The organism is Bordetella parapertussis, from assembly GCF_020735925.1.
Classification (GTDB): domain Bacteria; phylum Pseudomonadota; class Gammaproteobacteria; order Burkholderiales; family Burkholderiaceae_B; genus Bordetella; species Bordetella pertussis.
Genome location: NZ_CP085971.1, coordinates 3889499 through 3903635, shown reverse-complemented (window position 1 = coordinate 3903635; position 14137 = coordinate 3889499). Strand labels below are relative to the sequence as shown.

At 68.5% G+C, this 14137-nt stretch carries 13 protein-coding genes; 11 read left to right on the top strand and 2 right to left on the bottom strand.

Annotated elements, in window-relative coordinates; translation table 11 throughout:
• Nucleotides 1-76 precede the first annotated feature (76 nt).
• The 8 genes from purT to LK409_RS18320 all read left to right on the top strand — a co-directional run bounded on the left by purT (nt 77) and on the right by LK409_RS18320 (nt 9032).
• The gene (purT, locus tag LK409_RS18355) at nt 77-1297 is read left to right on the top strand and encodes a formate-dependent phosphoribosylglycinamide formyltransferase (RefSeq protein WP_010929351.1); all 1221 of its coding nucleotides are present in this window, start codon (nt 77-79) and stop codon (nt 1295-1297) included.
• 142 nt (nt 1298-1439) lie between these two features.
• A complete protein-coding gene (locus LK409_RS18350; protein WP_003815169.1) occupies nt 1440-1985 on the top strand; it encodes a GbsR/MarR family transcriptional regulator in 546 nt (181 codons plus the stop codon).
• 83 nt (nt 1986-2068) lie between these two features.
• Complete coding sequence (locus LK409_RS18345) at nt 2069-3688, top strand: cytochrome ubiquinol oxidase subunit I (protein WP_010929350.1); 1620 nt, start codon at nt 2069-2071, stop codon at nt 3686-3688.
• Nucleotides 3689-3703: 15 nt separating this feature from the next.
• On the top strand, nt 3704-4858 hold the full coding sequence (gene cydB / locus LK409_RS18340) for a cytochrome d ubiquinol oxidase subunit II (RefSeq protein WP_003815166.1): 1155 nt from the start codon (nt 3704-3706) through the stop codon (nt 4856-4858).
• Nucleotides 4859-4871: 13 nt separating this feature from the next.
• Nucleotides 4872-4997 (top strand): cytochrome bd-I oxidase subunit CydX, encoded by a 126-nt coding sequence (gene cydX / locus LK409_RS18335; protein ID WP_003817696.1) that lies wholly within the window; start codon nt 4872-4874, stop codon nt 4995-4997.
• The gene (gene cydD, locus LK409_RS18330; RefSeq protein WP_003815161.1) at nt 4994-6745 is read left to right on the top strand and encodes a thiol reductant ABC exporter subunit CydD; all 1752 of its coding nucleotides are present in this window, start codon (nt 4994-4996) and stop codon (nt 6743-6745) included. The genes cydX and cydD overlap by 4 nt, the downstream gene beginning before the upstream one ends.
• Complete coding sequence (gene cydC / locus LK409_RS18325; protein ID WP_010929349.1) at nt 6742-8421, top strand: thiol reductant ABC exporter subunit CydC; 1680 nt, start codon at nt 6742-6744, stop codon at nt 8419-8421. The genes cydD and cydC overlap by 4 nt, the downstream gene beginning before the upstream one ends.
• 62 nt (nt 8422-8483) lie before the next feature.
• Nucleotides 8484-9032 (top strand): adenine phosphoribosyltransferase, encoded by a 549-nt coding sequence (locus tag LK409_RS18320; RefSeq protein WP_033446416.1) that lies wholly within the window; start codon nt 8484-8486, stop codon nt 9030-9032.
• A gap of 12 nt (nt 9033-9044) precedes the next feature.
• Here the strand turns inward: LK409_RS18320 and LK409_RS18315 are convergent, their stop codons facing one another.
• Nucleotides 9045-9935, bottom strand: coding sequence for a LysR family transcriptional regulator (locus LK409_RS18315; RefSeq protein ID WP_003815158.1), 891 nt, complete (start codon nt 9933-9935; stop codon nt 9045-9047).
• A gap of 243 nt (nt 9936-10178) precedes the next feature.
• Between LK409_RS18315 and LK409_RS18310 the strand changes: the two genes are divergently transcribed.
• On the top strand, nt 10179-10562 hold the full coding sequence (locus LK409_RS18310; RefSeq protein WP_010929348.1) for a DUF4148 domain-containing protein: 384 nt from the start codon (nt 10179-10181) through the stop codon (nt 10560-10562).
• Nucleotides 10563-10771: 209 nt separating this feature from the next.
• Nucleotides 10772-11878 (top strand): porin, encoded by a 1107-nt coding sequence (locus LK409_RS18305; RefSeq protein ID WP_003815156.1) that lies wholly within the window; start codon nt 10772-10774, stop codon nt 11876-11878.
• A gap of 89 nt (nt 11879-11967) precedes the next feature.
• Here the strand turns inward: LK409_RS18305 and ilvA are convergent, their stop codons facing one another.
• Nucleotides 11968-13476 (bottom strand): threonine ammonia-lyase, biosynthetic, encoded by a 1509-nt coding sequence (gene ilvA, locus LK409_RS18300; protein WP_010929347.1) that lies wholly within the window; start codon nt 13474-13476, stop codon nt 11968-11970.
• 86 nt (nt 13477-13562) lie between these two features.
• On the opposite strand from ilvA, the gene LK409_RS18295 reads away from it, so the two are divergent.
• Nucleotides 13563-14099: a YqaA family protein gene (locus tag LK409_RS18295; protein ID WP_010929346.1), complete on the top strand. Its 537-nt coding sequence runs from the start codon at nt 13563-13565 to the stop codon at nt 14097-14099.
• The last annotated feature ends 38 nt before the right edge of the window (nt 14100-14137 follow it).

Below are 14137 nucleotides of genomic sequence, written 5' to 3'. Positions count from 1 at the left end.
TTGCCGGGTCCGGGCCCCTATGGCATGCTGGCGGCTCCTTTTTGCGCCCTTTTTCTTTTCAGGCAGGTCCGTCGTCATGTCCACCTTTCCCGCGCCGGTTCTCGGCACCCCGCTGTCTCCAACGGCTACCCGCGTCATGTTGCTGGGCGCAGGCGAGCTTGGCAAGGAGGTGGTGATCGCCCTGCAGCGCCTGGGGGTGGAGGTCATCGCGGTCGACCGCTATGCCGACGCGCCGGGCCACCAGGTGGCGCATCGCGCCCACGTGGTCTCCATGACCGATCCGCAGGCGCTGCGGCAGGTCATCGAGCAGGAGCGCCCGCATGTGGTCGTGCCCGAAATCGAGGCCATTGCCACCGACCTGCTGGTCGCGCTGGAGGACGAAGGCGCCGTGCGCGTCACGCCCACCGCCCGCGCCGCCCACCTGACCATGAACCGCGAAGGCATCCACCGGCTGGCCGCCGAGACCCTGGGCCTGCCCACCTCGCCCTACCGCTTCGTCGATACCGAGCAGGCGCTGCGCGAGGCCATCGACGGCGGCATCGGCTATCCGTGCGTGATCAAGCCGGTCATGTCCTCCTCGGGCAAGGGCCAGTCGATCATCCGCTCGGCCGATGACATCGCCGCCGCGTGGCGCTACGCCCAGGAGGGCGGGCGCGTGGGCGCCGGACGCGTGATCGTCGAGGGTTTCATCGAGTTCGACTACGAGATCACCCTGCTGACGGTGCGCGCCCGCGGCGCCGACGGGCAGATCGTGACGCAGTTCTGCGAGCCCATCGGGCATCGCCAGGTCGATGGCGACTATGTCGAGAGCTGGCAGCCCCATCCCATGTCGCCGGCCGCGCTGCAGCGCTCGCGCGAGATCGCCCTGGCCGTGACCGGCGACCTGGGCGGCCTGGGCATATTCGGGGTGGAGCTGTTCGTGGCCGGCGACCAGGTCTGGTTCTCCGAAGTCAGCCCGCGTCCGCACGACACCGGCATGGTTACCCTGATTTCCCAGGTGCAGAACGAATTCGAGCTGCACGCGCGCGCGCTGCTGGGCCTGCCGGTCGATACGCGCCTGCGCCAGCCGGGCGCAAGCAGCGTCATCTACGGCGGCGTGGAGGCCCGTGGCGTGGCCTTCGAGGGCGTGGCGCAGGCATTGGCCGAGCCCGGCACGGACATCCGCCTGTTCGGCAAGCCCGAGTCTTTCGCCAAGCGCCGCATGGGCGTGGGGCTGGCCGTGGCCGACGACGTCGACCAGGCCCGGGCCAAGGCGGCGCGCGTGTCGCAGGCCGTGCGCGTGCGCGCCGGCGCCTGAACACAGCCAGCGCGGGCAAGCGCCCCCGTCAGGGGGCGTTTTCATTTGCGCGCCGGGCCGGCAAGGCGCCGACGCCTTGTCTTTTTTTTCACGACGTTCGATAATTTCAGGAATTTCTGAAATCAACGTAACAAATATTGTCGTGGCGCTTTCTCCCCAAACCGAACGGTTCGTGCTGCATTTTGGCGAAATGGGTAGCCGCTGGGGCGTGAACCGCACCGTGGGGCAGATCTATGCCCTGCTGTTCCTGTCGCCCAAGGCCCTGCACGCCGACGACATCGCCGAGGCGCTGGGCTTTTCGCGTTCCAACGTCAGCATGGGCCTGAAGGAGCTGCAGTCGTGGCGGCTGGTCAAGCTGATGCACCAGGTCGGCGACCGGCGCGATTATTTCGAGACGCCCAAGGATGTTTGGGAAATTTTCCGCATCCTGATGGAAGAGAAGCGCAAGCGCGAAATCGATCCCACCCTTACGCTGTTGCGCGACACCTTGCTGGAGCGGCCGGCCGACGAGGCGCAAGCCTATGCCCAGCAGCGCATGCACGAGATGCTGGAGCTGATCGAGCTGTCCACGGGATGGTTCGACGAGGTGCAGCGCCTGCCGCCCGAAACGCTGCAAAATCTCATGAAACTCGGTTCAAAAGTGCAGAAAGTGCTGGGTTTTGCCGGCAAGCTGCGCGGCAAGGATTGAATCTGGCTGTTGTTTGTTGAGGATCATCCCTATGAAGTTGCACGTAACGCCCTTATCATGGCCTGCGAGCGAGCCGGGAGGCCATGTCGGCTGTCCGGGCCGGTCTACCGTCTGGGAGCGTCTCCATGATTGACCTCGATGTCGTCAACCTGTCGCGATTCCAGTTTGCCGCGACCGCGCTGTACCACTTCCTGTTCGTTCCCCTCACGCTCGGCCTGTCGTTCATCCTGGCCATCATGGAAAGCGTGTACGTCATGACCGGCCGCCAGATCTGGAAGCGGATGACGATGTTCTGGGGCACGCTGTTCGGCATCAACTTCGCCCTGGGCGTGGCCACCGGCGTGGTCATGGAATTCCAGTTCGGCATGAACTGGTCCTACTACAGCCACTACGTCGGCGATATCTTCGGCGCGCCGCTGGCGCTCGAGGGGCTGATGGCGTTCTTCCTCGAGGCCACCTTCGTCGGCCTGTTCTTCTTCGGCTGGAACCGCCTTTCCAAGGTCGGCCACCTGGTGGTGACCTGGCTGGTGGCGTTCGGCACCAACTTCTCGGCGCTCTGGATCCTGATCGCCAACGGCTGGATGCAGAACCCGGTGGGCGCGATGTTCAATCCGGACACCATGCGCATGGAAATGACCGACTTCGCCGCCGTGCTGCTCAACCCGGTGGCGCAGGCCAAGTTCGTGCATACGGTCAGCGCCGGCTACGTGGCGGGCGCGATGTTCGTGATGTCGATCAGCGCCTGGTACCTGCTCAAGGGCCGCCACATCGACCTGGCCAAGCGTTCGATGGCGGTGGCGGCCAGCTTCGGCCTGGCTTCGGCGCTGTCGGTGGTGGTGCTGGGCGACGAAAGCGGTTATCTCACCACCGAACACCAGAAAATGAAGATCGCGGCCATCGAGGCCATGTGGCATACCGAGCCGGCGCCGGCCTCGTTCAACCTGATCGCCATTCCCAACCAGGAAGAGCGCAGGAACGAGTTCGCGATTTCCATTCCGTACGTCATGGGGCTGATCGGTACGCGTTCGCTGACCACGCCGCTGCTGGGCATCGACGACCTGGTGCGGCGCGCGGAGGTGCGCATCCGCGAGGGCATTACCGCCTACGAGGCGCTGCAGCGCGTTCGCGCCAATCCCAAGGATGTCGACGCGCGCATGCTGTTCGAGCGCACCTGGCCGGATCTGGGCTACGCCCTGCTGGTCAAGCGCTACCAGCCCGACCTGTCCAAGGCCACCGACGAACAGATCGCGCAGGCGGCGCTCGACACGGTGCCGAACGTGGCGCCGCTGTTCTGGGCGTTCCGCGTCATGGTGGCGGTGGGCTTCTACCTGATCCTGTTCTTCGGCGTGGCGTTCTGGCTGGCTTCGCGCGGGCGCCTGGACAGCCGGCCCGGCCTGCTCAAGGTGGCGTTGTGGAGCCTGCCGCTGCCATGGGTGGCGATCGAGAGCGGCTGGTTCGTGGCCGAGGATGGCCGCCAGCCCTGGGTGATCGAGGGCGTGCTGCCGACCTACTATGCGGCATCCGGCCTGACCATCACCGACCTGGCGATCAGCCTGGCCATCTTCCTGGTGCTCTATACGGTGCTGCTGGTGATCGGCGTCAAGGTGATGCTGCATGCCGTCAAGGCCGGGCCGAAAGGCGAGGCGAGCGAGCCGGCCGGCCGGCGCGCCGATCCGGTCCAGGCGGCCGTCGATGCGTATTGATGGGGGAGAACGCACATGGATAGCTTGATTCCTTTCGACTACGCCACCCTGCGCGTGCTCTGGTGGCTGTTGCTGGGCGCGCTGCTGATCGGCTTCGCCGTGATGGACGGTTTCGACCTGGGCGTGGCGGCGCTCCTGCCGCTGGTCGCCAAGACCGATGTCGAGCGGCGCGTGGTGCTCAACGTGGTCGGCCCGGTATGGGAAGGCAACCAGGTCTGGCTGATCACCGCCGGCGGGGCCATCTTCGCGGCCTGGCCGCTGCTGTATGCGGCCTCGTTCTCGGGTTTTTACCTGGCCATGATGCTGGTGCTCATCGCCCTGATCCTGCGGCCGGTGGGCTTCAAGTACCGCAGCAAGATGGAGGGCACGCGCTGGCGCAGCCGCTGGGACGCGGTGCTGTGCTTTTGCGGCGTGGTGGCCGCGCTGGTGTTCGGCGTGGCGATGGGCAATATCATCCTCGGCGTGCCGTTCGGCTTCGACGCGGCGACGCTGCGGCCCGAATACGAAGGCCACTTCTACCAGCTCTTCAAGCCTTTCGCGCTGCTGGCCGGCCTGGTCAGCGTGGCGATGATGGTGATGCATGGCGGCGTGCTGCTGGCCTGGCGCACGCATGACCCGGTGTCCTCGCGGGCGCGCAACTGGGGCCGCCTGGCGGCGCTGGTCACGGCCGCGCTGTTCGTGGCGGGCGGTTTCTGGGTGGCCTATGGCCTGGACGGGCACGTGATCACCAGCGCGGTGGACATGCATGCGCCGTCCAACCCCATGCTCAAGACCGTGGAGTTGCAGGCCGGCGGCTGGATGGCCAACTACGAGAAATGGCCGCTGACCTGGATCGCCCCGGCGCTGGGCGTGGGCGGCGCGCTGCTTGCCTTCGTGCTGCTCAGCGCGCGCGCCAACGTACTCGCATTTCTCGCTTCGTCAGTGTCGATCGCCGGCATCATCCTCACGGTCGGCTTCGCGCTGTTTCCGTTCATCATGCCGTCGTCGAGCCGGCCCGGTGCCGGGCTGACGGTCTGGGACGGGTCGTCCAGCCTGCTGACGCTGTGGATCATGCTGCTGGCGGTGGCGTTCTTCCTGCCGATCATCACGGTCTACACGGCCTGGGTATATCGCGTCATGCGCGGCAAGGTCACCGAAGACTCGGTGGACGGCACGCCCAACTCGTACTGATCAGGAGCCAGTCATGTGGTATTTCTCTTGGATTCTTGGCCTGAGCCTGGCGTGTGCGTTCGGCATCCTGAATGCGATGTGGTTCGAGTTGCGCGAAGGCCATGCGCACGATCCCTACAAGAAGCCGGCTGACGAGTGAGCGGCGCTTCCGGTATCGAGCATGATCCCGCCGCCGCGCTGAACAAACCGCCTCGCGAGCATTCGCGCTGGCTGGCGATGCGGGCGCGCGCGGCGCGCGCGCCGCTGGCGGTTGCCGGCGCCGCGCCGCTGATCGGCGGCGTGCTGTTGGTCATCCAGGCCTGGCTGCTGGCCCGCGTGCTGGACCAGGCCATCGTGCAGGGCGCGGCACGCGCCGAGCTGGCCACCTCCATTGTCGCGATCGCGGCCCTCATGCTGGCGCGCGCCGCGCTGGCCTGGCTGGGCGAGCGCGCCGGCGCCGCGGCGGCCGAGCGCATCAAGCGCCAGGTGCGCGAGGCGTTGTTCGCGCGCTTGCTGGCCCTGGGCCCTCAATGGTCGCGCCAGCGCGCCTCGGGCGAACTGGCCAGCGCCATGGTCGAGCAGGTCGAGGCGCTGGACGCCTTCTTCGCCAAGTACCTGCCCGCCATGGGCGCGGCGGCGGTGCTGCCGGTCGCCTTCGCGGTCGTGGTGCTGCCGGTCGATGTGATCGCCGGCCTGCTGCTGCTGGTGACCGCGCCGCTGATCCCCCTGTTCATGGCGCTGGTGGGGTGGGGGGCGGAAGCGGCCAGCCGCCGCCACCTGCAGGCGTTTGCGCGGCTGTCGGGTTTCTTCGCCGACCGCTTGCGCGGCCTGGCCACGCTGAAGCTGTATGGCCGCGCCGAGGCCGAGGCGCAGTCGGTCGTGGCGGCTAGCGACGCCCTGCGCCAGCGCACGATGGCGGTGCTGCGCATCGCTTTCCTGTCCTCGGCCGTGCTGGAGTTCTTCGCGGCGCTGGGCGTGGCCGGCGTGGCGGTCTACATCGGCCTGACCTACCTGGGCTTTCTCGATGTGCGGGCATCGGTGCTGACCTTGCAGGGCGGGTTCTTCTGCCTGTTGCTGGCCCCCGAGGTATATGGGCCGTTGCGCCAGTTCGCCGCTCATTACCACGACCGGGCGGCCGCGCGCGCCGCGGTGGCGCAGATCGCGCGCACCTTCGACGGCCTGCCCTCGCCCGGGGTTGAGCCCGCGCCGCCGGCCCCGGCGCCGGCCTTGGCGCGCGGCGCGGCGCGCCTGGCCGCGAGCGGCCTGACCGTGACGCAGCCGGGCCGCCGCGCGCCGGTGCTGCGCGAAGCCGCCCTGCAGCTGGACGCCGGCGCGCACGTCGCATTGCGCGGCGCCAGCGGCGCCGGCAAGACGACCTTGCTGGAGTTGCTGGCGCGCTTGCGCGACGGCGCCGGCGCCATCGCGCTGGACGGCGTGCCGTTGGCCGACTGGGACGAAGCCGCGCTGCGCGAACGCGTGGTGCTGATCGGTCAACGGCCTTATCTGTACGCCGGTTCGATCGCCGACAACATTCGCCTGGCGCGGCCTGGCGCCAGTGCCGCGCTGGTCGAGGAGGCGGCGCGGCGCGCCTGCGTCATGGAGTTCGCGCAGGCTTTGCCGCGCGGCCTGGACACGCCGCTGGGCAGCCGCGGCCATGGCCTGTCAGGAGGGCAGGCACAGCGTGTGGCGCTGGCGCGCCTGTTCCTGCGCGACCCCGGGCTGATCCTGCTGGACGAGCCTGCCGCCCACCTGGATGCGGCGACACAGGCGCGCGTGCTCGACGAGGTCCTGGCCTTCGCGCAGGGACGCACCTTGCTGCTGGCCACGCATGCCGACGCGGTGGCGCGGCGCCTGCCGCGGCAATGGATGCTGGAGCAGGGCCGCCTGCGGGAGTTGCAGCCGGCATGAGCCTGTGGCGCTTACTGTTCCGCTTGTACGCGCGCCGCAAAGGCGCGCTGGCGCTGGCCCTGGCGCTGTCGCTGCTGACCGTGGCGGCGGGCGTGGGCCTGCTCGGGGTGTCGGGCTGGTTCCTGACCGGGGCGGCGCTGGCCGGCGCGGGCGCGGTGTTCAATCTGTTCGTGCCGTCGTCGCTGGTGCGCGGCCTGTCGTTCATCCGCATCGCCTCGCGCTACGGTGAACGGCTGGCCGGCCACGCCGCCACGCTGCGCCTGCTGGCCGATCTGCGGGCCTCGGTATTCCGCTCGCTGGTGCGCCTGACGCCGCGCCAACTGGCGCGCTACCGCGGCGGCGACCTGGTGGCGCGGCTGACCAGCGACGTCGACGCGCTGGATACGGTGTTCCTGTTCGTGCTGGCGCCGGTTGCGGTGGCGCTGGCGGGCGGCGCCATTCTGACCGCGGTCATGGGGGCCTGGATTCCGGCCGCCGCGCTGGTGGTGGCCGCGGCCTTGCTGCTGTGCTGTGGCGTGGCGCCCTGGTGGCTGGCGCGCGCGGGCCGCCGGCCCGGCGCGGCGGTGCAGGAAAGCGCGGCGGCCCTGCGCGCGGCGACGCTGGATGCGGTCGAAGGCCATGCCGACATCGCGGCCCTGCATGCCGGCGCCCAGGCGCGCGCGCAGTTCGCCGACGCGTGCGAGCAGTCGGCCCGCGCGCGCGCGGCGCAGGTGCGCATCGCCGCGCGCGGGCAGTGGCTGGCGCAGTTGGCCGCCGGCGCGGCGGTGCTGGCCGTGCTGTGGTTCGGGCTGGACGGCCTGGCCGCGGGCGAGCTGAGCGGTCCCTTGCTGGCGGGCTTGTTGCTGGCGACGATCGGCATCTTCGAAGTGGCCGGCCCGGTCATGCGCGGCGTTTCGCGCCTGGGCGCTGCGGTCGCCGCCGCCGCGCGCATCGGCGAGATCGCCGCGCGCGAACCCGACCTGCGCGATCCGGCCGCGCCGCGCGCCTTGCCGCCCGCGGGCGAACTGGCGCTGGAGGACGTGACGTTTGCCTATCCCGTGCCCGACGCCGCGGCGCGTCCGGTGCTCGACGGCGCCAGCCTGCGCGTCGCGCCCGGGCAGCGCGTGGCCATCGTCGGCGCCAGCGGCGCCGGCAAGTCGACCGTGCTGCAGCTGCTGCTGCGCCTGGAGGACCCGCAGCGCGGCGCGGTGCGCTACGCCGGCTGCGATGTGCGCGAGTGCGCGCAGGCCGAGCTGCATCGCCGCGTGGCCTTGCTGTCGCAGGACGCGCCATTGCTTCTCGGCACCGTGCGCACCAACCTGCTGATCGGCGACGCGCAGGCCGACGATGCGGCGCTGTGGCGCGCGCTGGATGCGGCGCGCCTGGGCGAGGTGGTGCGCGGCCTGCCGCACGGCCTCGATACGTGGATAGGCGAGACCGGTGCGGGACTGTCGGCCGGCCAGGCGCGCCGCCTTTGCCTGGCGCGCGCGTTGCTGACCGGCGCATCGGCCATCCTGCTCGACGAGCCCACCGCGGGCCTGGACGCGGCCACCGAGGCCGAGCTGCTGGCGGATCTGGCGCGCGCCACGCAGGGGCGTACCGTGGTGCTCGCCACGCATGCCCGCCTGCTGCCGGGTACGGTCGATACGGTGTACACGCTGCAAGCGGGCCGGCTGCACCGCGCCGCGCCCATGTGACTGGCCTAAGCATCGGCGCGCGGTTATAGTTCGCCTTGCTTTTGTTTCCAGGGACGTTCACCATGCAGACCGATTACGCCGAACTGGTCCGGCGCACCATCCGCAGCGTCCCCGATTGGCCCACGCCCGGCGTGACGTTTCGCGACATCACGCCCGTGCTGCAGGACCCGCGCACGTTCCGCGTCCTGATCGACCTGTTCGTCTATCGCTACATGCGCCAGCGCCTCGACCTGGTGGCCGGCGTCGATGCGCGCGGCTTCATCGTGGGCGCGGTGCTGGCGCACGAACTGAACCTCGGCTTCGTGCCGGTGCGCAAGAAGGGCAAGCTGCCGTACCGTACCGTGGCCGAGGAATATTCGCTGGAATATGGCAATGCCGCGGTCGAGATGCATACCGATTCGGTGCGCACCGGCCAGCGCGTGCTGCTGGTCGACGACCTGATCGCCACCGGCGGCACCATGCTGGCGGCCATCAAGCTGCTGCAGCGGCTGGGCGCCAACGTGGTCGAGGCCGCGGCCATCATCGACCTGCCTTACCTGGGCGGCTCGGCCCAGATCACGGCCACGGGCACGCCGCTGTACACCGTGTGCCAGTACCAGGAAGGCGACTGAGCGCGCGCCGCCTCAGCCCGCGTTCAGGCGCGGCTGGATGAAATCGAGGAAGGCCCGCGTCTTGGCGGGCACCATGCGCGAGGGCATCAGCGCGAACAACGGGATCGGCGTCAGCGCCCAATCGGGCAGCACGCGCACCAGGCCCGCCTGCCTGATGGCGCGTGTCATGCTGTCGCTCATGACCAGCGGCGTGATGCCCAGGCCCTGGCTGGCCAGCCGGCCCAGCATGCCGATGTTGTTGGCCGCCAGCCGGCCCGACACCTGGACCCGCTCGACCTTGTCGCCCGATTGCAGTACCCAGTACGAGAACGCGTCGCTCATGGAGGGGCGCAGGCATTCGTGATGCCCCAGGTCGGCCGGCACGCGCGGTTCGCCATGCAGGGCCAGGTATTGCGGGGCGGCGTACAGGTGCTGGGTCATCAGCACGATCTGGCGCGCGACCAGGCTGGAGTCGGGCTGCTGCCCGAAGCGCAGCACCAGGTCGAACGGATTGCTGATGGGATCGACCGGGCGCATGCTGAGGTCGAAGTCGCATTCGATATCGGGATACAGGCTACGGAACTCCGGTATCACGTCGGTCAGGAACAGCTGCGCCAGGCTGGTGGGCAGCGAAATGCGCAGCCGCCCCTTGGGCTGGGCGGCCATGTCCTGCAATTGCTCGTGCGCCACGCGCGCTTCCTCGACGATATGGCGGCAGCGCTCGAAATACAGGGCGCCGGCTTCGGTCAGGTCGATGCGGCGGGTGCTGCGGTTGAGCAGGCGCATGCCCAGGCCGCGCTCCAGCTCGCTGACACGGCGCGACAGCGTGGAGGTGGGGATGTTGAGGGCTTCGGCCGCGTGGCTGAAATTCTTGCGCTTGGCCACTTCAACGAAGAGCGCGATATCGTTGAGCTGGATATCCATCTTGGACCTCTGTTCTTATGCCGCCGGCGGGTGGGCGCGCCCGCCGCATGTGCGCGGTGCGAGTCCCGCCATGATAAATGGCGGGAACATACATCTTGCTTAATCATTATCCCGCTCATGGAATGAAGTTCGCCAAAATAAGGGTTTTTACTTAGGTTCGAAGCGCTGATACTTCTCCGGTCGTCATTGCGTTGACACATTGCCCCCCGCGGCACTGAACAACATTTAAGATTGGAGAAGTCGATGAAACGCCACGCCCTGGCCACTGCCCTCATGGTTTCCGTTACGCTGGCGGGCATGTCCGCCGCCCACGCCGATGGCAAGACCCGCGAACAGGTTCGCGCCGAACTGGTCGCCGCCAAGGCCGCCGGGCAGGTGACGTTCGGCGAGCTGGACTACCCGCCCGCCGCCGCGCCCGCCGCCGGTAAGAGCCGCGCCGATGTCGCGGCCGAACTGCAAGAGGCCAAGGCCGCCGGACAGGTCACGTTCGGCGAGCTGGACTATCCCGCTCCCGCCGCCGCGCCCGCCGCCGGCAAGACGCGCGAACAGGTGCGCGCCGAACTGGCTGCCGCCAAGGCCGCCGGCGAAGTCACCTTCGGCGAACTGGACTACCCGCCCGCCAAGTAAGGCGCGCCGTCCCGCCTAGCCCGCGCGGGCAGGGCGCCGGACCTGGCGGCCGCAGCCGCCGTGCCCGTCCATTCTTCCATTGATGGGAAAGTGTTCCCCGAAATAGGGGTTTCTCCGTGCGGGCGCCGGCCGGACACTGTGGACAGTGCTTCGCGCGCAGCGTGGCTGCGCCAGGCGCATGTCTTTCTTGCCATCCGTAGGGAACTGCTATGAAAAAAACACTACTGGCCGTGGCGCTGGCGACGGGTTTCGCCGGTGCCGCGCAGGCTGCCGACTCGGTGACGCTGTATGGCCTCATCGATGCCGGCCTCGGTTATGAACAGGTCAAGTTCAAGGGCCAGTCGCAAAGCCGCATCGGCACGGTGCAAGGCGTCAGCAGCGGCTCGCGCTTCGGCCTGCGCGGCAGCGAAGACCTGGGCGACGGCCTGCGCGCCGTGTTCAACCTGGAGGCCGGCTTCGGCCCGCTCAACGGCAACTCGCTGCAAAGCGGCCGCCTGTTCGGCCGCCAGGCCACGGTGGGCCTGGACAGCGATGCGTGGGGCCGCCTGGAATTCGGCCGCCAGACCAACCTGGCGTCGAAGTTCTTCGGCTCGATCGACCCGTTCTCGGTGAGCTACAACTCGGCGAACATGGGCACGACATTCAGCGCCGCCAACACCATGCGCCTGGACAACATGGTGCTGTACCAGACGCCCAGCCTGGATGGTTTCAAGTTCGGCGTCGGTTATTCGTTCAGCGCGGACGACACGCTGGACGACGACAGCAACTTCGCCACCGCCGGGAACAACCGCGTGCTGACCACCGGCCTGCAGTACCTGAACGGACCGGTCAACCTGGCCCTGACGTACGATCGCTTCAACCCCAACGACGATCGCGCCGGCGGCAAATCCGATGCGCGGGTGCAGCAGTACGCCATCGGCGGCACTTACGATTTCGAGGTGGTCAAGCTGGCCGCGGCTTTCGGCCAGACGCGCGATGGCTGGTTCGTGGGCCAGAACATGGGCACTACGCCCGATGGCTTCAACAAGCTGAGTTCGTTCATGCTGGCCGACGGTTTTCGCGCCAATTCGTACATGATCGGCGCCACCGTTCCGCTGGGCCGCTCGTCGGTGTTCGGCTCATGGCAACGCGCCACGCCCAGCAACGACAAGCTGACCGGCGACGACGCCACGTTCAACGTCTACAGCCTGGGCTACACGTACGACTTCACCAAGCGCACCAACCTGTACGCCTACGCCTCGTACGGCAAGAACTATGCATTCCAGCGCGACGCCAAGGACACGGCCGTGGCGATGGGGATCAGACACAGATTCTGATACTCGGGTGCCTGTCCCCGAAGGGGGACAGGCACCCGCTGAATTTTTGGTGCCTGTCCCTGCGGGGACAGGCACCTCCTCCCCCCGGCCTACAGGAACAGCCTGTACGCCGGGTTGTCCGTTTCGTTCCAGTGCGGGTAGCCCAGTTCGGCGACGAAGGTCTTGAACAGTTTCTTGTCGGTGGGCGGAACCTGGATGCCGATCAGGATGTTGCCGTAGTCGGCGCCCTGGTTGCGGTAGTGGAACAGGCTGATGTTCCAGTCGGGGTTCATGGCGTTGAGAAAGCGCATCAACGCGCCCGGGCGCTCGGGGAACTCGAAGCGGTAGAGCAGTTCGTTGCGCGCCAGCGCCGAATGGCCGCCGACCATGTGGCGCAGGTGCGTCTTGGCCAGTTCGTCGTGCGTCAGGTCCAGGGTGTCGAAGCCGTGCCGGCGGAAGTTGGCGGCGATCTTTTCCGGCTCGGCCGGCGTGGAGACCTGCACGCCCACGAAGACGTGCGCACGCTCGGCATCGGAGATGCGGTAGTTGAACTCGGTGACGCTGCGGTTGCCGACCAGCTCGCAGAAGCGGCGGAAGCTGCCGCGCTGCTCGGGCATGGTGACGGCGAACACCGCCTCGCGCATTTCGCCCACTTCGGCGCGCTCGGCCACGAAGCGCAGCCGGTCGAAATTCATGTTGGCGCCGCATGCCACCGCCACCAGGGTCTTGCCCTTGAGCTTGTGCTCGGCCGCGTACTGCTTGGCGCCGGCCACCGCCATGGCGCCGGCGGGCTCCAGCACGCTGCGGGTGTCCTGGAACACGTCCTTGATGGCCGCGCAGATCGCGTCGGTATTGACCACCACGAAGTCGTCCACGTACTGGCGCGCCAGCCGGAACGTTTCGGCGCCCACCAGCTTGACGGCCGTGCCGTCCGAGAACAGGCCGACATCGCTGAGCTGCACGCGCCGGCCGGCGCGTACGCTGCGGACCATGGCGTCGGAGTCTTCGGTCTGCACGCCGATGATCTTGATTTCCGGCCGCAACTGCTTGATGTAGGCGGCCACGCCGGCGATCAGGCCGCCGCCGCCGATGGCCACGAAGGTCGCTTCGATCTCGCCCGGGTGCTGGCGCAGGATTTCCATGCCGATCGTACCCTGGCCGGCGATCACGTCGGGATCGTCGAAGGGATGCACGAAGGTCAGCTTTTCGCTCTTTTCCAGCTGCTGCGCGTGTTCGTAGGCGTCGGTGAAGCTGTCGCCGGCCAGTACGACCTCGCCGCCGAGCCGGCGCACGGCGTCGACCTTGACCTGCGGGCTGGTGGTGGGCATGACGATGACGGCGCGGCAGCCCAGCCGGGTGGCTGCCAGGGCCACGCCCTGGGCATGGTTGCCCGCCGAGGCGGCGATCACGCCGCGGCTGCGCGCCGCCGGCGTCAGGTTGGCCATCTTGTTGTAGGCGCCGCGCAGCTTGAAGCTGAATACCGCCTGGGTGTCCTCGCGCTTGAGCAGCACGTTGTTCGCGATGCGCTGCGACAGCAGCGGCGCGCGCTCCAGCGGCGATTCGACGGCGACGTCGTAGACCTTGGAGGTCAGGATGCGTTTGAGGTAGTCGGTGGACATGGCGGGAGGGCGGCGCGGGGAAAAAAGGCGTCGGGCAGATTACCACAGGGACATCCCGGCCGACTGGCCCTACACTACCGGCCATCATGGAACAAAGCCTGCTCGATGCCGTCCATTGGCTGCTTGCTGTCCTGGCCCTGCCCAAGGTGGGCCTGAGCGCGGTTTTCCTCGTCAGCCTGCTGTCGGCCACCCTGTTGCCGCTGGGGTCGGAGGCGGCGGTGTACGGATTCGTCAAGCTGGTGCCCGATATGTTCTGGCCCACCGTGCTGGTGGCGACCGTCGGCAATACGGCCGGCGGGGCCATCAGCTACTACATGGGGCTGTGGGCCCACCGCGCCGTCGAGCGCTGGCGCGCCCGCCACCCCCACGAACGGCAGGACGGCTTCCAGTCGCGCCTGGGCGGGCGCTGGAACGCGCGCGCGCGCATCTGGCTGCACCGGATGGGGCCGCCGGCGCTGCTGCTGTCCTGGCTGCCGGCGGTGGGCGACCCGCTGTGCGCGGTGGCCGGCTGGCTGCGGCTCAGCTTCTGGCCTTGCCTGGCCTACATGGCCATCGGCAAGTTTCTGCGCTACGCGCTGCTGACCGGCGCCCTGCTATGGGCGCTGCCGGAGCTCCATATGTAACAATGCTCCGTCTGCCTTCCGACCCATATCTGGCGCGG